This window comes from Enterococcus sp. DIV2371 (assembly GCF_050498525.1).
Classification (GTDB): domain Bacteria; phylum Bacillota; class Bacilli; order Lactobacillales; family Enterococcaceae; genus Enterococcus_B; species Enterococcus_B mangumiae.
Genome location: NZ_JBIPAJ010000001.1, coordinates 2,118,919 through 2,145,545, shown reverse-complemented (window position 1 = coordinate 2,145,545; position 26,627 = coordinate 2,118,919). Strand labels below are relative to the sequence as shown.

Below are 26,627 nucleotides of genomic sequence, written 5' to 3'. Positions count from 1 at the left end.
TGCAAAGAACATTGTATCATCATAGAATAAGACAAATGAGGAAGTGGCAAATGTCGCTTCCTCTTATTATTTAGTGGAGTTTTAATAGCGCTTTCTTCTTTAACGACTGATAGAAAAAACGAGTGTAATGAAAAGGATATCCTTTGTTCTTTTTATTGGTAGTACTTTTTTCGATAGAATGATAAAATAAAAGAGAACAGTTTAATAGAAATGAGGGTACACGAATGGCAGAAATGGTAAAAGTTAGCCAATTAGTAGAAAAACTATCATTAGAAATCGTCACTGGTGACGAGCAAAGTTTAAATCGTGTCATCGTAACTGGTGATATCTCCAGACCTGGTTTGGAATTGACCGGTTATTTTAATTATTATTCTCATGATCGACTACAGTTATTTGGGAGTAAAGAAATCAGCTTCGCAGAACGTATGATGCCAGAAGAGCGTTTAATGATCATGCGTCGCTTATGTAGTGAAGATATACCAGCATTTATCATCTCTAGAGGATTAGCTGCGCCAGAAGAAATGATCCAAGCAGCAAATGAACACGGGATGGCAGTCTTGCGCTCGCCAATTTCAACTTCACGGTTGCTAGGTGAGCTATCAAGTTATTTAGATGGACGATTAGCACCTAGGACAAGTGTTCACGGTGTATTAGTCGATGTCTATGGGTTGGGTGTCTTGATACAAGGAGATAGTGGCATCGGGAAAAGTGAAACGGCATTAGAGTTGATCAAAAGAGGCCATCGTTTGATTGCAGATGATCGAGTAGATGTCTATCAACAAGATGAACTGACCGTTATTGGGGAGCCACCAAAGATCCTTGAACATTTGATTGAGATCCGTGGCATCGGGATCATTGATGTAATGAATCTTTTTGGAGCTAGTGCAGTCAGAGGTTCGATGCAAGTCCAATTAGCTGTCTACTTGGAAGCTTGGGCGAAAGATAAAAAATATGATCGTTTAGGTTCTGAAGATACCTCTGTTGAAATTGCAGAAGTTGGGATTCCACAAATCAAGATCCCTGTGAAAACCGGACGAAATGTCGCAATCATTATTGAAGTTGCTGCGATGAATTTCCGTGCAAAAACAATGGGATTCGATGCAACGAAAACATTTGAAGAAAGATTGAGCCGTTTGATCGAAGAAAATTCAGGCGGACAATAATACCAAGGAGTGAAAGCATGGTTGCACAAATCAATCGGGTCGCCTTTGACCTTTTAGGAATCCCTATTTACTGGTACGCGTTGATCATTGTTTCAGGCATCATCATTGCCATGTGGTTAAGCAGCCGTGAAGCAGTAAGAGTTGGAATGAAAGCCGAAGATGTCACTGACTTTATGTTATGGGGATTACCCCTTTCGATCATCGGAGCGCGTTTGTATTATATATTATTCGACTTGCCACAATATATCGAAAATCCCATCCAGATATTCAATATTCGCTCAGGTGGTTTAGCGATTTATGGCGGTTTGATCGCTGGTGGAATCACGTTATATTTTTATACCAAATATCACTTTATTGATATTTGGACATTCTTAGATGTTGCGGCACCAAGTGTTTTGTTAGCACAAGCAATCGGACGTTGGGGGAATTTCATGAATCATGAAGCATTCGGCCCAGATACAACGAGAAGTTTTTTAGAAAGCTTATACTTGCCAAATTTTATCATCGACAATATGTATATCGATGGCATTTACCGCCAGCCAACGTTTCTTTATGAATCGTTGTGGAGTCTTGTTGGCGTGATCATTCTCTTGCTGTTACGAAAAAAAACTCATCTTTTGAAAAAAGGTGAAGTCGCACTTGTTTATTTGATGTGGTACAGTTTTGGTCGTTTCTTCATTGAAGGTCTGAGAACGGATAGTCTTTACCTCTTTGATGTGATTCGAGTATCGCAGCTTCTATCCGCTGTACTTTTCATCGGAGCGATCGTGCTATTCATTTTACGTCGAAAAAAAGGAAATGTACCGGATTACGACCGATCTTTAGGGAAAAATCAATTGATTATCTAAGGTCCAAGTCGAAAAAAATGAAAAAATTTGCAGGAGTGGTAAAATGAGATATAGGGTAGCGGTTTTAGGTGCTGGCTCGTGGGGAACAGCATTAGCACAAGTGCTAGCTGAAAATGGTCATGACGTTCGACTCTGGGGGCATCGTGCCTCACAGATCACTGAAATCAATCAAAAGCATACCAATGAGCGTTATTTGCCAAATCACCAATTGCCCGAATCGATCATCGCTTATACAGACATGGCTGAGGCAGTTTCTGATGTAGACGCTGTGTTGTTCGTAGTACCAACCAAAGCGATTCGTTCTGTCAGTCAGGACCTTGTCCAAGTATTGCAGACAAAACCAGTGATCATCCATGCAAGTAAAGGTTTGGAACAAGGGACACACAAGCGGATCTCTGAAGTATTAGCAGAAGAGATCCCAGCAGAAAAAAGACAAGCAATTGTTGTCTTATCTGGTCCAAGTCACGCTGAAGAAGTGGCTCGTCGGGATATCACGACGATCACAGCAGCAAGTACAGAAGCAATAGCTGCTCAATTTGTTCAAACATTGTTTTTGAATCATTATTTCCGCATCTATACGAATCCTGATGTTATTGGGGTTGAAATGGGTGCCGCTTTGAAAAACATCATTGCTATTGGAGCGGGTGCAATCCATGGACTAGGTTTTGGTGATAATGCCAAAGCGGCCATCATGACAAGGGGATTAGCTGAAATCAGCCGCTTAGGTGTCGCAATGGGCGCGGATCCTCTGACTTTCATAGGACTAAGCGGTGTCGGAGATTTGATCGTCACCTGTACAAGTATCCACTCAAGAAATTGGCGTGCTGGTAATCTCCTTGGACAAGGCCATGAGTTAAACGAAGTCTTGGACAATATGGGCATGGTCGTGGAAGGTGTGCAGACCACACGAGCAGCTAAAGAATTAGCTGAGACCATGGGGATCGAGATGCCGATCACTCAAACGATTTATGAAGTGCTGTATGAGCACAAAAACATAAATGAAGCAGCAACAGAAATCATGTTGCGCGATGGCAAACAAGAGAATGAATTTCACTAACATTTTTAAGGGAGAGAAAAAAATGAAAGTAAAAAAAGCAGTTATTCCAGCAGCAGGTTTAGGAACAAGATTTTTACCTGCAACAAAAGCGATGGCAAAAGAAATGTTACCGATCGTTGATAAACCAACGATTCAGTTTATCGTAGAAGAAGCGTTGAAATCAGGAATTGAAGATATCTTGATCGTCACTGGAAAAGCAAAACGTCCAATCGAAGATCATTTTGACTCAAATATTGAATTGGAAACGAACTTAGGCGAAAAAGGAAAAACTGAATTATTGAAATTAGTTGAAGAAACAACTGACGTCAATCTTCATTTCATTCGTCAATCGCATCCTAAAGGGCTAGGACATGCTGTTTTACAAGCAAGAGCATTTATCGGAAATGAACCATTCGTTGTCATGTTAGGCGATGACATCATGGAAGATGAAATCCCATTGACACAACAATTGATCGATGACTACGAGCGTACACATGCATCAACGATCGCCGTCATGCAAGTACCACATAAAGATACGTCTAAATATGGGATCATCAATCCAGGAGAAGAATTAGAAGACGGTTTATTCAATGTAAAAGATTTTGTTGAAAAACCTGAACCAAGTAAAGCACCAAGTGATTTAGCAATTATTGGACGCTATTTATTGACACCAGAGATTTTTGATGTGTTAGCAGAACAAAAACCAGGTGCAGGTAACGAGATCCAATTGACAGATGCAATCGATACATTGAATAAAACACAACGCGTTTTCGCTCGTAAGTTTACTGGAAAACGTTATGATGTGGGCGATAAATTTGGCTTTATGAAAACGAGCATCGAATATGGATTGACGCATCCAGAAGTGGGTGGACCATTAAAAGAATATATCATGTCATTAGGTAAGTCTTTAGCAGCAGAGGCTCCTACATCTTTAAATAAACCAACAGAAACTTCTCAATCAACCGACAAAAAATAAACAAGCGAGATGCTTCAGCTGCTGATCAAACTGTAGGTAGTTGAAGCGTTTTGCTATTTTATATTTGTTTAAAAAATACGAAAATGCTATCCTTATAGCAAGAAGAGGAGAAGGGGGCTTGATTATGACAGTTGGAGAAATTGCTGGCTTGATTGCAGCAATTGCTTTTGCGATACTCGTGGTCTTTCTAGTACGCGTATTGATTCGATTAGCAAAAACGATTGAAAAAGCGGAACAAACCGTAAATGAAGCAAACACAACGATCGAAGTCGTTACAAAGGATGTTGATCTTTTATCGAGGCAAGTCGAGGGCTTGTTAGTAAAAAGTAACGAATTGTTGAATGATATCAATGGAAAAGTAGCAACGATCGATCCTTTATTTACGGCTGTCGCTGATTTGAGCGAGAGCGTGTCAGAATTGAATTCTTCAAGTAGAAACATCGTAACGAAAGTCGGTGGCATCGGGAAAACAACAGCAAAAGCAACTGTTGCCGGAAAAGTCGGTGGTACTGCAATGAAATTCTTCAAACATAAAAAACCAACAACAGATACGACAGGAGGAAAATGATCATGGCAAAAAAAGGTGGATTTTTACTAGGTGCAGTGATTGGTGGGACAGCAGCAGCGGTGGCAGCTTTATTACTTGCACCAAAATCAGGTAAAGAATTACGTGATGAATTAGCAGCACAAGCAGATGATTTTCTAGATATGGCTTCTGATTATACAGATATGGCAAAAGAAAAATCAACTGAATTTACAAGCATTGCAAAAGAAAAAGCACACGATCTTTCACAACAAGCTGGCGACTTAGCTGGCAATGTAAAACAAACAGTTTCAGACGCTACAGCAGATGCAGGAGATGAATCTGAAGATATTTTAGTTACATTGAAAGAACAATCAGCTGATCTATCTGATCGCTTCAAAAAATCTGCTGCTGACTTAGGCGATACTGCAGCATCTGCTAAAGACGATATCTTGATCGATGTCAAAGATACAGCAGACCAAGCGGGTAGCACGATCAAAGAAGGTATCGAAGAAGCGAAACCAGTTGCCGAAGATGCAAAAATCTTGTCTGAGATGGCAAAAGAAGATGCAGCGAGTGCAAAAGAAGACTTAAAAGATACATTTAAATAAGCAAGAGTAACCAGTAAAAGCAAAAAGGCGCGATCAGATGTCCATCTGTTTCGTGCCTTTTTTACTCTTCTATCATGAAGTTAAGGAAGGAGTTTATCGATGTTTGAAATCAAGAAAAGCGATACTGAAAAAAACGAAAAGAAAATCATTGCAGTATTGAACGAGCAATATACGCAATCTTTTACTGGAAATGAACCCTTAACAGCGAAGATAATTTCGATCAGTGCCATCAAGGATGAAAAATGGCTCGGAGGAGCAGTGGCATCTTTATTTTGGAATACCTTGCACCTCTCATTGCTCGGTGTAGAACAATCGCACCGTCATGAAAGCATCGGCTCACAATTGATCGAAGCCGTTCAACAAGAAGCCTTGGAAAATCAATGCCTGTATATGACGGTCAATACCCAAGATTATCAGGCACGAAGATTCTATGAAAAATACGGTTTTGACGTATTTGCTTCGGTCGAAGATATGCCTTTTGTGGGGACGACAAAATTTTACTTGAAGAAACAATTATCAAGTCAACAGCAAAAACCGAGTACATGATGAATCAGATATTTCTCATTGAAAAAAAGCGATGATCCCCGAAAATAGTTTCCTATTTTTTGGGGATTTTTCGCTTTTTTAAGGAGAAGCTATTTTCTCAAGTTCTGTCTTAATACTCGGAGCTGAACGGCTTTCTCACAACCTTACTCCACTACTAATAATTCTTTTGGTGTTGTTGTAAATGGCACGCAGCCGTTGCTTGTGACATAGACGCAATCTTCGATTCTTACGCCGACTTGATCTGGGATGTAAATACCAGGTTCCAATGAAAAACACATGCCTTCTTCAATCACTAGATCATTGCCAGCTACAAGGGATGGATATTCATGGACAGTCGTGCCGATGCCGTGTCCTAAACGATGATTGAAATATTCGCCGTAGCCGTAGCTTTCAATCACGTTTCGAGCGATTTGATCGAGTTCAGCGGCTGTTATCCCAGGACGAACTGCTTCTTGGGCTGCCAATTGTGCTTCAAGTGTGATTTGATAGATTTTTTCTTGAAATTCCGTTGGCTTTTGGTAAGCAACAGTTCGGGTGGCATCACTGCAATAGCCATCCCATACGACGCCTAGATCAAATAAGACCAGTTCATTGGGTTGGATCGTCGTGCTGCCAGGAGTTCCATGAGGGCTTGCGGCATTTGTCCCAGCTAAGACCAATGTATCAAAAGACATTTGAGAAACACCTTGTTTTTTTAATTGATATTCGATTTCAGCAATGATTGCTTGTTCCGTGACACCTTCTTTGATCGAACGAAAACCAATCTCAAAAGCAACATCTGCCCATTTTCCTGCGGCAATCAATTGATCTTTTTCTTTTGTTGTTTTGATCAATTGTAATCGTTGGATAGCAGGAGTCAGATCAGCATACTGAACAGTACCTGTCATTTGTTGTGATAACGCATCAAAGCGGTCAACCGTCAACGCATTTTTTTCGATCCCAATCGTTTTAAGTTGTGGATAACGTGTGCGGATCTCCTGACCGATCAAGACCCAAGGATCTTCACTATCAAGGTATCCACGTACATCATAAGACCAACTGCTATTTTGCGCATCTTCTACTTCTAAAGCTGGCGTGAATAAGAAAGGATCTTGCTCAAGTGGCAGGAACAGCGCGAGGACACGCTCATGTGGCTCACTTTCATAGCCGGAAAAATAGGCGATATGACCTGGATCACTGATATAAGCAAGGTCGATTTGTTTTTGGGCCATCCATTGGCGTAATTCGTTGATTTTTTCAAGATTCATTTGGACATCCTTCTTTCACATTTATGACATGTTTCGATAATTCATTGTACCACTCTTATAAAAAAAGACCAATTGACTAAAAGTGAAAAAGGTGTTTTTTTTCATGAAAACGCTAGTAAAACGGTTGCAATTTCTGTCAATCTTTGATATCCTGTTTTAGAAATGTAAATCGTATTTTCAGAAAAGATATAAAAACAGAATAGGAGAACAACGATGGAAAAACAAACTATCACTATTTATGACGTAGCGAGAGAGGCAAATGTTTCGATGGCTACTGTTTCACGTGTTGTCAATGGGAACCCAAATGTAAAACCTGCGACACGAAAAAAAGTATTGGAAGTTATTGATCGCTTAGATTATCGTCCAAATGCTGTCGCTCGTGGACTTGCAAGTAAAAAAACAACAACTGTTGGGGTTATTATCCCAGATGTCAGCAATATGTTCTTTGCTTCATTAGCACGTGGGATCGATGATGTTGCGACAATGTACAAATATAATATCATCTTGGCAAATTCAGACGGAAATGATCAAAAAGAAGTGAACGTATTGAACAACTTGTTAGCAAAACAAGTGGACGGTGTGATCTTCATGGGCCACCATATCACAGATGAAATCCGTGGTGAGTTCTCACGTTCAAAAACTCCTGTCGTTTTAGCTGGTTCGATCGATCCAGACGAGCAAGTAGGTAGTGTCAATATCGACTATACTTCAGCAACAAAAGATGCAGTGACTAAATTAGCTAAAAATGGCAACAAAAAAATTGCTTTTGTCAGTGGTGCATTGATTGATCCAATCAACGGGCAAAACCGTTTGAAAGGCTACAAAGAAGCATTAAAAGAAAACGGTCTGACTTACAGCGAAGGATTGATCTTTGAATCAAGCTATAATTTCAGAGATGGCTTGTCATTAGTCGATCGCATCTACAACAGTGGGGCAACTGCTGTGTATGTTACTGATGATGAATTAGCAATCGGTATTTTAGATGGCTTGATCGACCGCGGTGTGAAAGTGCCAGAAGAATTTGAGATCATCACAAGCAACAACTCATTATTAACAGAAGTTGCTCGTCCACGTTTGACAAGTATTACTCAACCATTGTATGACTTAGGTGCAGTATCGATGCGTCTATTGACAAAAATGATGAATAAAGAAGAAGTGGAAGAAAAAACGATCATCTTACCATATGGAATCGAAGAAAAAGGTTCTACAAAATAAGACGGTTGAGTTAGCGTTCCAAAGATTTATTTCTTAAAAACGATGATCAAAGTGGCTGAAATGACAAAAAGTTCATTTCAGCCACTTTTTTGTGTGAAAATAGAAGTGGGTTTCTGCTGTTTCCATAAAGAAAAACAAAAAAATGAGTCTGATTTTGACGTGTTTGATCAAAATCAGACTCATTTTATTTTGAGAAAGAGTAGTTACCTTAGACTTTTTTAATCGTCGTCTTTGTCGTCATCTTTGTTCTGTGGATTTTCACGTTCAAATGTGCCGACAGTGTTCCAGTAATCTTTATAGTTCTCATCCGTTCCACCTACACCAAATTTGAAGGTGCTTTTCTCAGGACCGTCTTTTGCCCAAAGTGATTCGACAGTTTTGCTCGGTGTATTGATGGATCTGCGGTCAACTGTTACTTTTCCAGGTAATTGTCCTGTAAAGGCAGCGACATCTTCTTTCTTCACATCAGAAGCGAGTGAGAATTTCTGATCAGTACCGAAAATCGACGGGTTGACTTGATACACTTGATTGATCAAGTTTGCGAGATATTTTGAAGAACGGAATCTCGCTTGAGAATCCATTCCGGTGTTATCGTCGTGTCCAGCCCAGCTACTGATCGTGATAGACGGTGTGGAAACAACTAACCAAGAATCACGGAATTCATTCGTTGATCCAGTCTTACCGATCCAGTCCGCTTGACCTAAACTTCCATTAAGGCTAGAGATATCATCTTTGAATGGTGTAGTGATCTTTTCATCGATGACGCTACGCATCATGTCATTGACGATCGAAGCAGCCGCTTCAGAAAAGACACGTACTGGTTTGTGTTCGTGCTGATAAATGACATTTCCATCGTTATCAGTGATCGAATCAATGATATATGCTTGCTGGAATTCACCATTGTTTGCTAATGTTTGGAAGCCATTGGTTTGTTGAAGCGTCGTTACATCAACTGTTCCAAGTGGTGCAGATTCAACGCCCCAGTTGGCATTTGTTGGATAGTTCATTTTTGATAAATATGTTTCATATGCGTATTGCTTTGAGCCACCATTATTCAAAACGTCTTGATATAAGTGGTAGGCAGGAATATTGTTCGACCATTCCAATGATTCACGCACTGTTTGGAAGGTATTTGAACCTTTGTTTGTCGCATTAACGATGTCTTCACCGGCATTCGCGCCTTCTTGCCAAGTGGTTTCATAATCAGAAACACGTGATTCAGAACCAACTAAGCCCATATCGATCGCTGGACCATAAACGAGCATCGGTTTGATCGATGAACCTGCTTGTCTTTGAGTATCAAAAGCATGATTATTTTGATTCAATGCATAATTACGACCACCGACAAAACCATACACGCGGCCTGTTTTATTGTCCATCAGAACGTTACCAGTCTCAACAGGAGTACCTCTTCCGTCATCAAGTAAGTAACCAAAATTGGCAACGCCTGCTTGCATCGCTTCATAGATGTCTTTGTCGATCGTTGAATGGATCGTGTAGCCTTGATTTTGGATCGTTTGTTCTGCGCGTTGATAGTATGCATTGTAGACATCTGCATCAGAAAGATCTGCTTCGTCTTTTTCTCCTAATTGTCTCGCAATGATATCTGTCGCAGCATTCATCACTGTGTAATATAAGAAGTCGCGGTCACTTTGTTCTGCCACTTGTTGACCTAAGAAATCTTGGGTTAAGTCATAGGCTTTTGCTTCTTCATATTCTTCTTTCGTGATTTGGTGTTCACGATACATGCTAAATAGCACGATGTCTTTTCTTTCTAAACCAGCAGATAGGTCTTCTTTCAATGCCCCTGTATTTGTGTACGGGCTGTAAGTGATCGGACTTTGTGGTAAGCCTGCGATAAATGCGGCTTGCGGTAAAGATAGATCACTCGCATTGACGCCGAAGATCCCTTGTGCAGCTTCTTGGACACCGGCAATATTTTGTCCTTTATTGTTTCTTCCAAAAGGCGAGACATTCAAATAAGTTGAAATAATCTCATCTTTTGTAAAGTGCTTCTCGACTTGAGCAGCTAACAAAATCTCATTTGCTTTACGTTTGAAGGTTGTTTCATCAGTCAAGATCTGTTGTTTCACTAACTGCTGTGTCAGTGTCGATCCACCGGATGAACCAATCCCAGTTGCTTCAGAGAAGAGCGCTCGGATCACTGCTTTAGGAACATAGCCTTTATGCTCTTCGAAATATTCATCTTCTGTGCTGATGATCGCAGATTTTAAATAAGGAGACATTTGATCTGAAGGCACAGTTGTACGCATCAAATCAGTTTGGATCGTCGAAATCTCTGTATTGTCAGCATAGACAAGTTTTGATGTTTCGGTTATATTGCCTAGCTCAGATTGTAACTCAGATTTGGAAGGAAGCTTTGTATCTTCAACTAGATACGCAAAATAGCCGGCGCCAACTCCCACACCTAATGCAGCGAATAGAATGATAAGAACCATGATAAAAACGGTTAATGATTGAAAAACGCGAAAAATGACCTTAGGAACAAACCACTTTTCTTTTGTTCGTCGTGCTTGTTTTCTTCGTGTATTATTACGTGGCAAAGGTTTCACCTCAACTAATGGTTTTATTTCGCTAATTATAGCAAATAATAGAACAAAAAAACAGACATGGCTTTTTTTCTGCTATTTTCGAATACTGATTTTGAGAAAATATTAATGAATACCATGGTTATTTTACTTATGCTCCGAGCAATGGACAGTTTTCAAACTTTTCTTTCAAATCAGTTTCAGTTAAGATAAAAGTAGAGTGAGAAAATCCATTCACTGAGCGACCAGCCGAGAGGGCTTTATAGGAGGTAACACGATGTTATTAGGTTCACATGTCAGCATGAGCGGTAAAAAGATGTTATTAGGTGCAGCAGAAGAAGCAGCGAGTTATGGGGCTTCTACATTTATGATCTATACGGGGGCACCACAAAATACCCGAAGAAAATCAATTGAAGAAATGAATATTGAAGCTGGAACAAAATATATGGAAGAAAATGGTCTGACAAATATAGTAGTCCATGCACCGTATATCATCAATTTAGGAAATACAACCAAACCAGAGATGTTTCCTTTTGCTGTCCAGTTTTTAAGAGAAGAGATCGTTCGAGCGGAAGCATTAGGTGCTACTCAGATCACTTTACATCCAGGTGCCCATGTCGGTGCTGGTGCAGAGGCAGGAATCGCAAGGATCATTGAAGGCCTAAACGAAGTCTTGACGAAAGAACAGACCGCTCAGATCGCTTTGGAGACGATGGCGGGAAAAGGTACAGAGATCGGTCGTACGTTTGAAGAGTTGGCACAAATCATTGATGGGGTAACATTGAATGAAAAACTGTCAGTGACCTTTGATACATGCCATACCAACGATGCCGGTTATGATGTGGCAAATGATTTTTATGGCGTAATGGAAACGTTCGATAAAGTGATCGGCTTAGATCGTTTAAAAGTCTTACACATCAATGATTCAAAAAATCCACAAGGTTCACATAAAGATCGCCATGCCAATATTGGATTTGGTACGATCGGCTTTGACGCCTTGAATAAAATCGTCCATGAGCCGATGTTCAAAGATGTTTCAAAGATTCTTGAAACACCATATGTGGGTAAAGATAAAAAATTAGCCTATGCTCCTTATGGCAAAGAAATCGCAATGTTCAAAGCTGAAAGCTTTGATCCGGAAGTATTCCCAGAATTATTAGCAGATGTAGAAGCCTGATCAGTCAGTAAAGTGTAATCTTACTGGAAAAAGTTCAGACAAAGAAAAAAGCCTAGGTAACCAAAAATGTCTAAACATATTTTTGGCTATCTAAGCTTTTTTTATTTAGTTTAAAAACAGCTGATCAAGACAACTCTTGTAATCGTTCGGCATAGCGTTTATTTCCCTTATAAAGATCCACGATCGTCCAAGCGAGTAAAGCGAGAACCGCCACGATGATGATGTAAGCGATCCGATCAGCAAGGGCGATAGACGCACTGGAAGCTTGATCGCCGAAAAAGGCTTCGATTTGTCCAGGGAGACCACGTAAGTTTAGGTACGTCAAACTGATAACGGAAAACCAGCCGAGTATTTTGACAATGAGTGAATTTTTAAAACGATTGCCCATTTCTGCTTGGCTGTTGGTCATCATCAATAAAGGAATCATTGAAAAAGGTAAAGCAAAGGCTAAGAAAACTTGAGATTCATTCATTAGATTGTTCAATGCTGTATGTTCTTCGATCGTACCTTTTGAGCTGGTGAACAAGACACAAAGAAGTACTGGGATGACGGATAATAGTCGAGTCACTAAGCGACGCAACCAAATCGGCATACGCATATGGATAAAGCCTTCCATGATGACTTGTCCAGTCAAGGTACCGGTAATCGTTGAATTTTGACCGGAAGCAAGCAGTGCCACTGCGAATAAGGTCGATAAAATTCCGGATTTTGCTACGGCGATCAAGACACCGTTACTCATGGCAGAAGGATCAGAGAGTGCTTCATACAAGCCGAAGAATGAAGGGTCTTGTACGGCGCCAGTTTTAAAGACCGCAACCCCCATGATCAACAGTAAAGCATTGACGACGAAAGCCATTGTCAATTGAATATTTGAATCCCAAGTAGAGAAACGAACGGCTCTTGCAATATCTTCTGGATCTTTTCGATCGATCTCTCGTGTTTGAGAAACAGCAGAATGTAAATAAAGATTGTGGGGCATCACTGTCGCACCGATGATCCCTAAAGCGCCTGTCAATGGTGTTTCTCCACCGATTTTTGGTTCTTCCGCAAATGTTTGGCTGTTAGGAATAAATCCTTTGAACAAACTAGCCCAATCAGGATTTGAAAGAGCGACTTGATAGACAAAGACAAACAGGATAACGAAAATCAAACAAACGACTAATGCTTCGATTTTCCGAAAACCGATCTTTGTCAAAAGGAGCAAGACAAAGACATCCAAAACAGTAATAAAGACAGCGATTGCCAAAGGAATATCAAATAATAAATAAAGAGCGATTGCGGCACCGATGACTTCGGCGATATCTGTAGCCATGATCGCTAACTCTGTTAAAATCCAGAGAATGACTCCTAATGTTTTGCTTGTCCGAGCGCGTATCGCTTGTGCCAAATCCATTTGGCTAACGATCCCAAGTTTGGCAGCCATATATTGTAGCAACATGGCAATCAAACTGGACATCAGGATGACTGACATCAATAAGTATTGAAAATTTTGTCCGCCGGTGATCGAGGTTGACCAATTGCCGGGGTCCATATAACCGACTGCGACGAGTGCGCCGGGGCCGGAATAAGCAAGCAAAGTGCGAAAGAAACTTTTTCCTTTTGGCACTTTGACTGTGCCGTTTACTTCTGAAAGGGATAACCCATTAGTATGTTCGATCCATTTATGATTCTTTTCGTGATTCTTCAAAGGAAAACCACCTTTCTATTTCTTTTCGAATTCATTCTACACCCAGAAACAAAAAAATAAAAGAAAAAAATTCGGTTAACCTAAAAATTAAATGTGGCTTACTTTCTAAATCAGGCCTTTTTGGATAATCATGAAATAAAAATGACTTTTTTTTACATATTATTAAGAAAACGCCTTTCTTTTTTTTGTAAGTTTTAGTAGAATGTATCATTGAGAGCAATTAGGAAAAGGAAAGGAGAGATTTACATGGTATCAACAGGAATCGTTGTACTTATTGCAGTTATTGCATTATTAATCGGCGCAGTCGGTGGATTCTTTCTTGCGCGTAAATATATGAAAGATTACTTAGAAAAAAATCCTCCCGTTAATGAGGAAATGTTAAGATCAATGATGATGTCTATGGGGCAAAAACCGTCTGAAAAGAAAATTCGTCAGATGATGCAACAGATGAAGAACCAAGGGAAGAAGTAGGTTCTTGGCCGACAACATCAAAAAGCGGGCTGATTGATTTCAGCTCGCTTTTTTCTTTTTCTCAAAATGAGAAAAGCGCATTCATTTACGCCGTTAAGCAATTATTTTATAAAAGTATGATGATCAGATTTTTTCGATTGTGATCAACGATATCAGAGGACGCAATTCGACCTCTGAAGTAAAATGAAATTTTTAGGAGTTAGAAGGAGGAAATATATGTCGATTTTCAGAAAATTGGGTTGGTTTTTTAAACAAGAGAAAAAGCACTATTTGATTGGCGTATGTTCTTTGTTCGCGGTCGCATTAGTACAATTGATCCCACCTAAAGTCATTGGGATCATCATCGATGAGATCGCCGATCAAAATATCTCGATGCAAATCATTTCATTGTGGATCGGGGTACTGATCGTAGCTGCTTTTTTACAATATTTATTCCGCTATATTTGGCGAATGAACATTTGGGGAAGTGCAGCAAGACTTGAAAAAGAATTACGTCAACGCCTATTTGCCCATTTTACTCGAATGGATAGTTTGTTCTATCAAAAATACAGAACAGGCGACTTGATGGCTCATGCAACAAATGACTTGAACGCAATCCAAAATGTGGCAGGTGCTGGAATTTTAACATTTGCAGATTCAGTGATTACTGGCGGGACGACGATTATTGCGATGGTTCTATTCATTGATTGGCGTTTGACACTGATTGCCTTGATTCCATTGCCTTTACTGGCGGTCACTTCAAGGATCTTAGGTTCAAAATTACATGATGCTTTTCGTGATTCACAAGAAGCATTTTCAAGTATCAATGATAAAACGCAAGAAAGTATCACAGGTATCAAAGTGATCAAAACATTTGGACAAGAAAAACAGGACTTGGAAGACTTCCAAGAAAAAATCGATGATGCCATCAAGAAAAATAAGCGTGTAAACTTTTTAGATGCGCTTTTTGATCCATTCATCACATTGATCATTGGCTTGTCTTATGTGGCGACGATCATTTTAGGTGGACGTTATGTACTGAATGGTACGATTTCAATTGGGCAGATGGTTTCATTTATCAGTTATATTGGGATGCTTGTTTGGCCAATGTTTGCGATCGGACGTTTATTCAACGTGTTAGAACGTGGGAATGCTTCCTATGATCGTGTCAATGAGTTATTGCATGAAAAAACACACATTGTCGAAAAAACTGGGGCAGAAAACACACCCGCTAAAGGGGAGTTGAATGTTGCAATCACGCAATTTACTTACCCTGACGATAAACAACCAGCGTTAGAACACATCAAATTTGCGATCAATGAAGGTGACACGTTAGGGATCGTTGGTAAAACAGGAGCCGGCAAGACTACGATCATCAAATTATTGATGCGCGAATATGACCATTACCAAGGAGAAATCAAGTTTGGCGGACGAACGATCAAAGACTACTCCTTGGATGCGTTATTACGCTCGATCGGTTATGTACCACAAGATCATTTCTTGTTTTCGATGACGATCTTAGATAATGTCCGATTCTCCAATCCACAAAAATCACCAGAAGAAGTGGAAGAAGCAGCGGAATTGGCGTATATCAATAAAGAGATCAAAGGTTTACCAGAAGGTTATCAGACCATGGTCGGTGAACGTGGCGTTTCTTTGTCTGGCGGACAAAAGCAACGTTTGTCGATCGCTCGTGCATTGATCCAAAGTCCAGAATTATTGATTTTGGATGACGCACTATCTGCCGTCGATGCAAAAACAGAAGAAGCGATTTTGCGTAACCTTAAAGCGGAACGGAAAAACAAAACAACGATCATTGCCGCGCATCGTTTAAGTAGTGTCATGCATGCCAATGAAATCATCGTTGTCGATCACGGACGGATCGTTGAACGTGGGACACATCAAGAATTACTAGCTCTTGGTGGGTGGTACGAACAAATGTGGCAGAAGCAACAATTAGAAGCAAAAATTGAAGGAGGCGGTGAATAATGGAAGATCAATATCAGTCAGAATGGTCAAAATCCATGACCTTCAAAGAACAAGCCTCGATCATCAAACGTTTGATGCACTTTGCGAAACCTTTTCGCTCGACATTCATCATTGCAATTTTATTTGCTTTCGCACTGTCAGTCATCAATGTTCTTTTGCCGAGGATCATCCAAACATTCATGGATGAGCATTTAGCCAAGCAGTCAGCGACAACTCAAGTCATTCTTTTCTTTGCTGGGTTATATCTTTTTGGGGTCATTGTCAAAAGTATCATTTGGTTTTTCCAATGGTATTTATATTCGATGGCTTCATTGAAGACGTATCAGCATATCCGTGTGAAGTTATTTGAGAAACTTCATACGTTAGGTATGCGTTACTTCGATCAAACACCCGCAGGTTCCACTGTATCTCGTGTGACGAATGATACTGAGACACTTTTTGAATTTTGGTATGTTTTTCTAATGGTTTTAACAGGTATTTTTGCGGTCGTCTCCTCATTTATCGCAATGTTTCAGATCAATGAAAAAATCGCGTTATGGTGCTTGATCTTCTTGCCGATCCTTGGTGTAGTGATTTGGTATTATCAAAAATTCAGTTCAAGGATCTATCGCAATATGCGTGAACGTTTGAGTCAATTGAATACAAAATTGAATGAATCGATCTCTGGGATGCGTATCATCCAACAATTCCGTCAAGAATCACGTTTGGCAAAGGAATTTGAGGAAGTCAATGAAGAATATCTTGCGACACGCTATGCCATGATCAAGACAAACTCGATTCTTTTGAGTCCGATCATCAGTTTTCTATATGCCTTAGCGATTGCTTTGACATTGACCTTATTCGGACTTGATGCATTGAATTCACCAGTTGAAGTCGGTTTGATCTTTGCCTTCACGACGTATGTGCAAGGATTTTTTAACCCGATGTCACAAATGATGGACTTCTTGAGTGTCTTTACAGACGGAACGGTCGCGGGTAGTCGTATCTTGAAGATCATGGATACGGAAGAATATGCCCCACAGCAAAACGAAACAGCGGATCGTACAATCACTGCTGGGAAGATCGAGTTTCGTAATGTCAGCTTTTCTTATGATGGAAAAAACAATGTATTGAACAATATCTCATTTGTTGCAAATCCAGGAGAAACAGTCGCATTAGTCGGTCATACTGGAAGTGGGAAAAGTTCGATCATCAATGTGCTGATGCGATTTTATGAGTTTTATGAAGGGCAGATTTTGATCGATGATCATGATATTCGTGAATATCCAATCGAGGAATTACGGAAAAAAATGGGCTTAGTTTTGCAGGATGCTTTCTTATTTTATGGTGATATTGCAGGGAATATCCGTATGATGGACCCCGATATCACAGATGAGCAAATCAAAGCGGCTGCGGAGTTTGTCCAAGCGAATCAGTTCATCGAAGAATTGCCGAAAGGGTATCACTCAAAAGTGATCGAAAGAGGAGCGAGCTATTCGAGTGGTCAACGTCAATTGATTACGTTTGCGCGAACGATTGTTACTGACCCTAAAATCTTAGTCCTTGATGAAGCGACAGCGAATATCGATACGGAAACAGAAGTGTTGATCCAAGAGGGGCTTGCAAAAATGCGCCAAGGACGAACGACGATCGCAATCGCCCATCGACTGTCAACGATCCGCGATGCCGAATTGATCCTTGTCTTAGACAAAGGCCATATCGTGGAACGCGGCAACCACGAAACACTATTAGCTGAAGAAGGGCTATACGCCGATATGTACAAATTACAAAGTGAATAATAGCAGAACTGAAGTTTTTGTATATCACCGATCAATCAGGTGAGGAAAAATCAGTCAATGTTGACAAACAAGCTGCATCCTCCGAAAAATTTTTACGTTTTTGGAGGGGACAGCTTGTTGTTCTTTTATCGTTCCTTATTTTGATAGTGAAGTGGTAGCTTCTGAGTACACACGTAAAAATATTTTTGGAAATAGTAAAACAACAAAAAGAAAGCGTTGACATTTTGAAAATAGTTCGCTAATATGAAGAAAAGAATATAATGTTGGATAGTGATTGCATCACGCAAGCTAAACCTAATTAGTCACCATGAATAGACGCCATGGCCGACTTTTTGGGTTTTTTTGTTTTTATTGGGAGTGACAATCATAGAAAGGGGATATTATGCGGATTGAAAAAATTCTAAATAATAATGTCGTTGTCACAAGGGATAAGTTGAATCGAGAAATGATCGTCATGGGAAAAGGATTAGCATTTAAAAAAAAGATTGGTGATTCGATTTCAGAAACGTGTGTCGATAAGGAATTTTATTTGACAGATGATGGACTGTCTAGGCATTTTCAAAAATTAGCAGAGGATATCCCCATGGAATATCTCGAACTATCCTACGAAATCATTGAGTATACGAAAGAAACCCTTGATGTGACGTTGAATGAGTCAATCTACATTTCGTTGACCGACCATCTATACAATGCGATCAAACGTTATAAGACAGGGGTCGGGTTATCCAATGTTTTACTTTATGATATCAAGCAATTATTTCCTAGAGAATATCAAATAGGTAAAAAAACGATCGAAAAAGTCCACCATAAATATGGCTTTGATTTATCTGAAAACGAAGCAGGGTTCATTGCGCTTCATTTAGTCAATGCCCAATCTGAGCAAGACCGTATGAATAATATGTACCAGTTTACGAAAACCATTCAAGATATTTTGAATATCGTTCGCTATTATTATCAAACACCATTCGATGAAGAATCGATATATTTTTTCCGTTTTGTGACACATCTGCGTTTTTTTCTGAATCGTGTCATGAATACCTCTCTTACCCATGAGGGGGAAGTCGAAGAAGAGCTGATCCAGATGATCCAGCGAAAATACCAGACTGCTTCAGGTTGTGTGGATAAAATCGCTTTATTTTTAGAGGAAACATTCAATTATCATATGTCTGACGATGAAATTGTCTACTTAACGATCCATTTGGCTCGTTTAGCAGACAATGATCATTTGAAAAATCATTAAAAGGAGGGACGGATTTTTTATTGAAGGAGTAACAAAGGATAGTGACATTCAGTTGGCTAAACCTTCAATCAAACAATTGGAGGAAGAAAACATGGGAAAATATCAAGACTTAGCAAAAGAAATCGTCAAATATGTTGGCGGCAAAGAAAATATCAGTAGTTTGACGCATTGTGTGACTCGTTTACGGTTCCGATTAAAAGACGAGAGCAAAGCGGCAGATGAAGTATTGAAGAATATGGATGGTGTCGTGACCGTAATGAAAAGCGGTGGGCAGTATCAAGTAGTCATTGGTAATCATGTGCCAGACGTATATGCAGACGTATTGAGTGTGGCAGGCATTTCTGAAGATGCCGAATTAGCCCCTGCCAAGGGAAATATCTTTAATCGCTTGATCGATATTCTAAGTGGCTGTTTCCAACCATTTTTAGGAGCATTAGCAGCTGCCGGTATGGTCAAAGGGTTAAATGCTTTATTCGTTTTCTTAGGACTTTATGAACAGACTTCTGGAAATTATATCATGCTGAATGGGATCGGCGATTCAATCTTTTATTTCATGCCCGTCATTTTAGGTTATACAGCAGCCAAAAAATTCAAATTGAATCCAATGGTCGGGATCGTGATCGGTGCAGCCCTAGTCTATCCGACGGTTCAAGGACCCGTATTACAAAGTAGCTTTGAAGCAGCAAATCAAGGGGCAGCCGCACCATTTAGTCTTTTAGGTTTACCTGCCTATGAGAGCTTCTTAGGTATCCCATGGGTGGGCGCTTCTTATACATCCAGTGTCGTTCCCGTCATCTTTATTATTGCATTTGCGGCACAAGTCCAAAGATTAGCGAAGAAGATCGTGCCAGCAGTTGTTCAAACGTTCGTTGTGCCATTTATGGTCTTATTGATTGCATTACCGATCGGCTTTTTAGTTATCGGCCCAATCGTTAGCTTATTGACAGACTGGTTAAGTGCTGGTTTCGAAGCGTTGATGGCCTTTTCACCTGCCCTTTATGGTGGTGTTCTTGGCTTCTTCTGGCAAGTATTGGTCATCTTTGGTTTACACTGGAGTATCATTCCTTTAGCGATCATGCAGGTGACACAAAACGGCTCAAGCCAAATGTTAGTAGCTGTTTATGGGGCAAGCTTCGCACAGACCGCAGTTGTGTTAGCGATGTATTTCAAATTTAAAGATAAAAAAATGAAAGCTCTATGTATGCCTGCGTTTATCTCAGGGATCTTTGGTGTTACAGAACCAGCAATCTATGGAATCACACTTCCTAAAAAAATGCCATTTATCTATTCAATGATCGGCGGTTCACTTTCTGGGATCTTCCTCATGATGAGTGGTACGACAGGCTACACAATGGGTGGCTTAGGTATTTTTGGGGTAGTCAACTTCATTGATGGAAGTGATGCAAGTGGGATGTACAATGCCTTTATTGGTATCGTGATTGCTGCAGTCATTGGTTTTACTTTGACTTTCTTATTCTGGAAAGATACGGAAGAAGTCGTGGCTGAGAAAAAAGAAAGTAAAATCAAAGAAATCGTTAAAACACCGATTCAAGGCGGGATTGCTTCATTAAGTGAAGCAAAAGACCAGGCATTTGCCAAAGGTGCGTTAGGTCGTGGCATCTTGATCTACCCAGAAAAAGGCGAAGTCGTGGCACCATTTGACGGAACTGTGATGACCTTATTCCCATCAAAACATGCAATCGGTTTAGTTTCCGCAAGTGGTTTAGAGCTGTTGATCCATGTCGGTTTAGATACGGTACAATTACAAGGAAAGCATTTTGAAGCATTTGTGAAACAAGGGGATTCGGTGAAACAAGGGGACGTCTTATTGCGTTTTGATATCAATGCAATTGAAAGTGAAGGATACAGTGTAGAAACCCCTGTCATTATTACAAATTCAGCAGATTATCTAGATATCGTCGAGAATCAATCGAAGATCGTGACAAGTGGGGATGAGTTGATCACCGCCCTGACATAACTGAGTAAAAAACCTATAAAATCAAGGTTTTCTAAGGGATGAATAAAAGACACCAAGCATTTTTCCACAGATAATCATGTTCGGAAGGTCTCTCTCCGAGAATTAAGCCGTAACATCCGAGGAACTCCCTCATGATTTGGATGTTACGGTTTTTTCTGAGGAAGTCATTTATTCGTTGCTAAAGGAGTTGCTTTTCAGCTTGGCACACGACCTAATCACCTGGCTCGAGTGGATCAGTGAAGAGTTCTTCTTTCATGATCGACGAGCTGATTTGGCGGGTGTCGACTTTTTGACCGACTTCAATCAAATAATCGAGGTTTTCGCGGTAGTGTTCAGCGAAGACACAACTATACAGAACATCCAACAAATAGGAAATCGACGTATTGATCGTGAAACTACTGATCTTTGAGTACAACCGTTCTCGTGTGGTCAACCGCAGCACGACGTCACTTGCTGTTGATAAGCTCGACTCACCAATGCTTGTCAACGATAAAATCGGCACATGCTTTTCCTTCAATATTTCAGCAGTCCGCAACATCATCTGATTTTCACCAGTATAAGAGATCAAGATCGCACAGTTCTCAGGCTGACAATTGTAGGCGTCATAATAAGACTCGCCAGAAGTCGGAACAATGGTCACTTCCTGCTTGATGCGATTCATCTTCAATTTGAATGATTGAGCGATCAGTGTGTTGGTATCACTAGAAAATAAAACAATCTTATTGGAACGTAACAAAAGCTGTTTGGCTTGTTGGAGATCATCATGCAACAACAACGATAAGGTGTCTTGGATCGTCATTCGTTCAAGGGATGCAATTCGATTGGCGATCGTCATGATTCCCTCATTTTCGGAAAAAGGGAGGTTGGCATCTACTTCTTGAAAATTCCCTTGAAGGTATTCGGTTTCGGCAATGAACGCATCTCTAAAATCGACCCACCCGTGAAACCCCATTTTTTTAGCGATCCGAATCAACGTAGAAGGATGGACGTAACAAGTCGTTGCAATTTGTTGAATTGTTTGATCGGCTAACGTTGTTTCATTTGTTTGAAGAAAGCGAATAACTTCACTTTCTGAAGGTGAGAAGTTGATTTGTTTGAGCTTTTCCTTTAATAGCATGATTTTATCCTCTTTTTTACGTTTTTTATGAAAAATATGTAAAATAATTGTAAACGGTATTATTCGGTGTGTCAATAAAAGGAATCCCCTAATTTAAGAGTCTATCTTTTGAGGTTATGTAATATAAAATGTTGGTTAATCAAATATTTTCTCCGTAGATCAGTATTCTGTTATGCGCAATAAATTTACAAATAATCGCAAGATAATCGCTCATTTTGTAAATGAATATGCAAAGTAATTAAAAAGTATTGTGTCTTTTATTTACAAAAATGATAATAGAGTTGTAAAAAAGAAGAAGGAGTGAGGATATGAATCAAGGAATCAAGATTGCGACAATTGGTGGCGGAAGTAGCTACACACCAGAGTTAATGGAAGGATTTATCAAACGTTACGATGAATTACCGATTCGTGAGATCTGGTTAGTTGATGTTGAAGCTGGTCGTGAAAAATTAGCGATCGTCAGTGAAATGGCTCAACGGATGTGGGATGCTTCTCCTTACGACGTGAAAATCTACGCAACGTTAGATCGTGAAGAAGCGTTGAAAGATGCTGACTTTGTCACCACACAATTTCGCGTCGGTCAGTTAGATGCTCGTGTGAAAGATGAACGTATTCCTGCTTATTACGGCATGTTGGGACAAGAAACGAATGGTGCTGGCGGCATGTTCAAAGCGTTTCGTACGATCCCGATCATTTTAGCAGTCGTAGAAGATATGAAACGTCTTTGTCCGAATGCTTGGTTGATCAACTTTGCCAATCCAAGTGGTATGGTGACTGAAGCAGTCGTTCGTTGTGGAAAATGGGATAAAGTCATTGGTTTATGCAATGTTCCAGTCATGGCGATGATGACAGAACCGGTGATGATCAGTGAAAAGAAAGAAGATTTGATCTATAAATTTGCTGGACTAAACCATTTCCATTGGCACAAAGTAGCGGATGCCAATGGAAATGATCGGACAGGAGATCTGATCGAACAACTTTATGCCGAAGATAATGGATTACCAAAAAATATTTTTGATGTACCATTTTTCAGAGAGCAACTTGACCAAATGCAAATGATTCCTTGTGGGTATCACCGCTATTACTATCGTGAAGAAGAAATGTTGGCTCATGCGTTAGAAGAATACCGCACGATCGGCACTCGGGCACAGCAAGTCAAACAAACAGAAGCAGAGTTGTTTGAACTTTACAAAGACCCACAACTTGATCACAAACCAGAACAATTACAACAACGAGGCGGTGCCTATTATTCGGATGCGGCATGTGAAACGATTGCTTCGATTTACGGCAATAAAGAAACCCAAATCGTGGTCTCAACGAAAAACAATGGCGCGGTTCCTGATCTACCAGCGGACTGTGTAGTCGAAGTAACAGCCTATGTAGGAGCGCAAGGAGCAAGAAATGTTGCATTTGGATCATTACCACCAGCTGAACGTGGCTGGTTACAAGTGATGAAAAACATGGAATTGCTGACGATCGAAGCTGCTGTCACAGGTGATTATGGCACGGCATTACAAGCCTTTACGATCAATCCGTTGGTTCGTTCTGGCGCAACAGCAAAACGTATGATGGATGAGTTGTTTATTGCTCACCAAGAGTATTTGCCACAATTTAAAGAAGCAATCGATCGCTTGATTGCAGAAGGTATCGAAGTACAAGATGAACTGGCAAGAGAATTGTCAGAAAAACGTGTAGTGGAGGAAGTGTAACGATGGGATTTAGAAAAGACTTTTTATGGGGTGGCGCAACAGCTGCCAATCAATGTGAAGGAGGATACGATGAAGGTGGGCGTGGTTTAGCGAATGTAGACGTCGTGCCAATCGGTCCAGATCGTTTTCCGGTGATCACTGGGCAACAAAAGATGTTTGAATTTGATGATGAACATTTTTATCCAGCAAAAGAAGCAATCGATATGTATCATCGTTACAAAGAAGATATCGCTCTTTTTGCAGAAATGGGCTTTAAAACGTATCGTCTATCGATTGCGTGGAGCCGAATTTTTCCAATGGGTGATGAGAAAGAGCCGAATGAAGAAGGTTTGAAATTCTATGAAGATGTCTTTAAAGAATGTCAGAAATATGGGATCGAACCATTAGTCACCATCACACACTTTGATTGTCCAATGCATTTGATCAAAGAATATGGCGCATGGCGTTCAAGAGAATTAGTTGGTTTTTATGAAAATCTTTGTCACGTGATTTTTAACCGTTACAAAGGATTAGTGAAATACTGGTTGACGTTCAATGAGATCAACATGATCTTACATGCACCATTTATGGGCGCTGGCTTGTATTTTGAAGAAGGCGATAACGTCGAACAAATCAAATATCAAGCTGCCCATCATGAATTGCTAGCGAGTGCGATCGCCACAAAGATTGCTCATGAAGTTGACCCTGAAAATAAAGTCGGTTGTATGTTAGCGGCGGGAGCTTATTATCCTTACTCATGCAAACCAGAAGATGTCTGGGCATCACGCCAAGCAGATCGTGAAAACTATTTCTTTATCGATGTACAATCAAGAGGGGAATATCCTGCGTATGCGCTAAAAGAAATGGAGCGACAAGGAATCGAGATCAAGATGGAACCAGGAGATTTAGAATTATTGAAACAACATACGGTTGATTTCATTTCGTTCTCTTATTATTCTTCTCGGGTCTCAACAACAGATCCTAAACTACTCGAACAAACAGCCGGAAATATTTTTGAATCAACGAAAAATCCTTATTTAGAAGCAAGTGAATGGGGCTGGCAAATTGATCCACTAGGGTTGCGTGTAACATTGAACGATATTTACGATCGTTATCAAAAACCATTGTTTATTGTCGAAAATGGGTTAGGTGCTGTGGATACTCCAGATGAGAATGGTTATGTTGTCGATGACTACCGCATTTCTTATCTTGCTTCACACATCCAAGCGATGAAAGATGCAGTTGAACTTGATGGTGTCGATCTTTTAGGGTACACGACTTGGGGTTGTATCGATCTAGTTTCTGCTGGAACTGGTGAAATGAAAAAACGCTACGGCTTTATCTATGTTGATCGTGACAATGAAGGCAATGGTACATTGAAACGAACAAAGAAAAAATCATTTGATTGGTACAAACAAGTGATTGCCTCAAATGGAGAAAACCTGGCGAACGAATAAGATGTAATGTTAAAGTCTATTGTTTTTGTCTATCGATTTCGAGTATAATATATCTATTCGAGACTCGTAGGCAGAACAATAGACTTTTTATGTGATTGGCTGTAAAGTAAGCTTACTTGATTTTTAAAACGGAGGAATCTACATATGTATGATGTAATCGTAATTGGCGCAGGCCCTGCTGGAATGACAGCTGCTTTATATGCTTCAAGATCAAACTTATCTGTAGCAATGATCGAACAAGGGGCACCTGGCGGACAAATGAACAATACCGCAGAAGTCGAAAACTATCCTGGATTTGACTCGATCATGGGTCCAGATCTTGCTTATAAAATGTATGAAGGTGTTTCACGATTTGGTACCGAAAACATCTATGGTATCGTCCAAGATATCAAAGATCATGGCAATTACAAAGAAGTCATTTGTGAAGACAAAAGCTATGAAGCGAAAACAGTGATCATCGCAACTGGTTGTATCCATCGTAAACTAGGTGTACCAGGCGAAGAAGAATATGCCGGACGTGGTGTATCTTACTGTGCGGTTTGTGACGGAGCCTTTTTCCGTAACAAACGATTAGTTGTGATCGGTGGTGGCGATTCTGCTGTAGAAGAAGCGGTATATTTGACACAATTTGCTTCAGAAGTCATCGTTGTTCACCGTCGTGACGAATTAAGAGCGCAAAAGATCATTCAAGATCGTGCATTTGCCAATGAAAAAATCTCTTTTGTTTGGGATACGATCACTGATGAAATCATCGGTAATGAGATGGTCGTGACTGGTGTCAAAGGCCACAATGCAAAAACTGGTGAACCAATCGAGTTAGCAGCAGATGGCGTGTTCATTTACGTTGGGTTAGATCCATTGACAGAACCTTTCCGTAAAGCGGGACTAACAAATGATGCAGGCTGGATACCAACTGATCAAGACATGCGCACGAATATGCCTGGTGTCTTTGCTATTGGCGATGTAAGAGAAAAAGACTTACGCCAAATCACCACAGCAGTTGGTGATGGTGGGATTGCCGGACAACAAGTTTATAAATACTTGGAATCTTTAGAAGAAACAAAAGCGTAATAAGGTGTCTGGAACAAAAATAAAATTCATTTTTGTTTCTAACTTTAAAACGGAATAAAAGGTGTTCCCAAAGTAACACCTTTGCAGATAAGCCATACCATGACCGAGATAGGTAAAACTATTCTCGGCTGGCAAGGCTTATTTTTTTACCTCCCAGACAAAATGTGTTCCGGGCAAAGCGCTTCTTTCACAACCTAGATAAACGGTGTTCAAGAAGCAACACTTCGGACACAAGAGAAAAAAATCAAAAATGAAAAAGCCATTTTCGATTTTTTTCTCTT

Annotated in this window: 21 protein-coding genes; 17 read left to right on the top strand and 4 right to left on the bottom strand. The window is 40.1% G+C overall.

Features of this window, described 5'->3' with window-relative positions:
- The first annotated feature begins 224 nt into the window (after nt 1-224).
- The 7 genes from hprK to IGL24_RS09935 all read left to right on the top strand — a co-directional run bounded on the left by hprK (nt 225) and on the right by IGL24_RS09935 (nt 5,703).
- Nucleotides 225-1,163 carry an HPr(Ser) kinase/phosphatase gene (gene hprK / locus IGL24_RS09965; protein ID WP_207700380.1) on the top strand — a complete coding sequence of 313 codons (939 nt, stop codon included), beginning with the start codon at nt 225-227 and terminating at the stop codon, nt 1,161-1,163.
- 17 nt (nt 1,164-1,180) lie between these two features.
- A complete protein-coding gene (gene lgt / locus IGL24_RS09960) occupies nt 1,181-2,011 on the top strand; it encodes a prolipoprotein diacylglyceryl transferase (RefSeq protein ID WP_206853692.1) in 831 nt (276 codons plus the stop codon).
- 43 nt (nt 2,012-2,054) lie between these two features.
- Nucleotides 2,055-3,068, top strand: coding sequence for an NAD(P)H-dependent glycerol-3-phosphate dehydrogenase (locus tag IGL24_RS09955; protein ID WP_207700381.1), 1,014 nt, complete (start codon nt 2,055-2,057; stop codon nt 3,066-3,068).
- 22 nt (nt 3,069-3,090) lie between these two features.
- On the top strand, nt 3,091-4,023 hold the full coding sequence (gene galU, locus IGL24_RS09950) for a UTP--glucose-1-phosphate uridylyltransferase GalU (protein ID WP_207114936.1): 933 nt from the start codon (nt 3,091-3,093) through the stop codon (nt 4,021-4,023).
- Nucleotides 4,024-4,147: 124 nt separating this feature from the next.
- Nucleotides 4,148-4,591, top strand: a complete 444-nt coding sequence (locus tag IGL24_RS09945; RefSeq protein WP_207114935.1) for a DUF948 domain-containing protein — start codon at nt 4,148-4,150, stop codon at nt 4,589-4,591.
- Nucleotides 4,592-4,593: 2 nt separating this feature from the next.
- Nucleotides 4,594-5,157, top strand: coding sequence for a YtxH domain-containing protein (locus tag IGL24_RS09940; RefSeq protein WP_206853702.1), 564 nt, complete (start codon nt 4,594-4,596; stop codon nt 5,155-5,157).
- Nucleotides 5,158-5,256: 99 nt separating this feature from the next.
- Nucleotides 5,257-5,703 (top strand): GNAT family N-acetyltransferase, encoded by a 447-nt coding sequence (locus IGL24_RS09935; protein ID WP_207700382.1) that lies wholly within the window; start codon nt 5,257-5,259, stop codon nt 5,701-5,703.
- A 143-nt stretch (nt 5,704-5,846) separates the two neighbouring features.
- On the opposite strand, the gene IGL24_RS09930 is transcribed toward IGL24_RS09935, so the two are convergent.
- A complete protein-coding gene (locus IGL24_RS09930) occupies nt 5,847-6,950 on the bottom strand; it encodes an aminopeptidase P family protein (protein WP_207700094.1) in 1,104 nt (367 codons plus the stop codon).
- A 213-nt stretch (nt 6,951-7,163) separates the two neighbouring features.
- Here IGL24_RS09930 and ccpA point away from each other — a divergent pair, with 213 nt between their 5' ends.
- Nucleotides 7,164-8,165: a catabolite control protein A gene (gene ccpA / locus IGL24_RS09925; protein WP_207114933.1), complete on the top strand. Its 1,002-nt coding sequence runs from the start codon at nt 7,164-7,166 to the stop codon at nt 8,163-8,165.
- Nucleotides 8,166-8,383: 218 nt separating this feature from the next.
- Here ccpA and IGL24_RS09920 read toward each other — a convergent pair whose 3' ends face one another.
- Complete coding sequence (locus IGL24_RS09920; RefSeq protein ID WP_206853711.1) at nt 8,384-10,729, bottom strand: transglycosylase domain-containing protein; 2,346 nt, start codon at nt 10,727-10,729, stop codon at nt 8,384-8,386.
- Between the two features lie 262 nt (nt 10,730-10,991).
- Here IGL24_RS09920 and IGL24_RS09915 point away from each other — a divergent pair, with 262 nt between their 5' ends.
- Entirely contained in the window at nt 10,992-11,891 is a 900-nt protein-coding gene (locus IGL24_RS09915; protein WP_206853714.1) for a deoxyribonuclease IV, read from the top strand.
- 124 nt (nt 11,892-12,015) lie between these two features.
- Here IGL24_RS09915 and IGL24_RS09910 read toward each other — a convergent pair whose 3' ends face one another.
- Nucleotides 12,016-13,578, bottom strand: coding sequence for an Nramp family divalent metal transporter (locus IGL24_RS09910; protein WP_206853715.1), 1,563 nt, complete (start codon nt 13,576-13,578; stop codon nt 12,016-12,018).
- A gap of 246 nt (nt 13,579-13,824) precedes the next feature.
- Here IGL24_RS09910 and IGL24_RS09905 point away from each other — a divergent pair, with 246 nt between their 5' ends.
- The 5 genes from IGL24_RS09905 (at nt 13,825) to IGL24_RS09885 (ending at nt 21,013) form a co-directional block, all read left to right on the top strand.
- On the top strand, nt 13,825-14,049 hold the full coding sequence (locus IGL24_RS09905; RefSeq protein WP_206853717.1) for a YneF family protein: 225 nt from the start codon (nt 13,825-13,827) through the stop codon (nt 14,047-14,049).
- A 216-nt stretch (nt 14,050-14,265) separates the two neighbouring features.
- Nucleotides 14,266-16,017 carry an ABC transporter ATP-binding protein gene (locus IGL24_RS09900; RefSeq protein ID WP_207700095.1) on the top strand — a complete coding sequence of 584 codons (1,752 nt, stop codon included), beginning with the start codon at nt 14,266-14,268 and terminating at the stop codon, nt 16,015-16,017.
- Nucleotides 16,017-17,795 (top strand): ABC transporter ATP-binding protein, encoded by a 1,779-nt coding sequence (locus tag IGL24_RS09895; RefSeq protein WP_206853721.1) that lies wholly within the window; start codon nt 16,017-16,019, stop codon nt 17,793-17,795. The genes IGL24_RS09900 and IGL24_RS09895 overlap by 1 nt, the downstream gene beginning before the upstream one ends.
- A gap of 382 nt (nt 17,796-18,177) precedes the next feature.
- Nucleotides 18,178-19,035, top strand: coding sequence for a BglG family transcription antiterminator LicT (gene licT, locus IGL24_RS09890; RefSeq protein ID WP_206853722.1), 858 nt, complete (start codon nt 18,178-18,180; stop codon nt 19,033-19,035).
- A gap of 91 nt (nt 19,036-19,126) precedes the next feature.
- Complete coding sequence (locus IGL24_RS09885) at nt 19,127-21,013, top strand: beta-glucoside-specific PTS transporter subunit IIABC (protein ID WP_207700096.1); 1,887 nt, start codon at nt 19,127-19,129, stop codon at nt 21,011-21,013.
- A 211-nt stretch (nt 21,014-21,224) separates the two neighbouring features.
- Here the strand turns inward: IGL24_RS09885 and IGL24_RS09880 are convergent, their stop codons facing one another.
- Nucleotides 21,225-22,130, bottom strand: coding sequence for a MurR/RpiR family transcriptional regulator (locus IGL24_RS09880; RefSeq protein ID WP_207700097.1), 906 nt, complete (start codon nt 22,128-22,130; stop codon nt 21,225-21,227).
- Nucleotides 22,131-22,438: 308 nt separating this feature from the next.
- Here IGL24_RS09880 and IGL24_RS09875 point away from each other — a divergent pair, with 308 nt between their 5' ends.
- From IGL24_RS09875 to trxB, 3 genes are all read left to right on the top strand, one after another.
- A complete protein-coding gene (locus IGL24_RS09875) occupies nt 22,439-23,839 on the top strand; it encodes a 6-phospho-beta-glucosidase (protein WP_207700098.1) in 1,401 nt (466 codons plus the stop codon).
- A 2-nt stretch (nt 23,840-23,841) separates the two neighbouring features.
- On the top strand, nt 23,842-25,275 hold the full coding sequence (locus tag IGL24_RS09870; RefSeq protein WP_206853731.1) for a 6-phospho-beta-glucosidase: 1,434 nt from the start codon (nt 23,842-23,844) through the stop codon (nt 25,273-25,275).
- A gap of 144 nt (nt 25,276-25,419) precedes the next feature.
- Entirely contained in the window at nt 25,420-26,346 is a 927-nt protein-coding gene (trxB, locus tag IGL24_RS09865) for a thioredoxin-disulfide reductase (protein WP_206853733.1), read from the top strand.
- Nucleotides 26,347-26,627 lie beyond the last annotated feature (281 nt).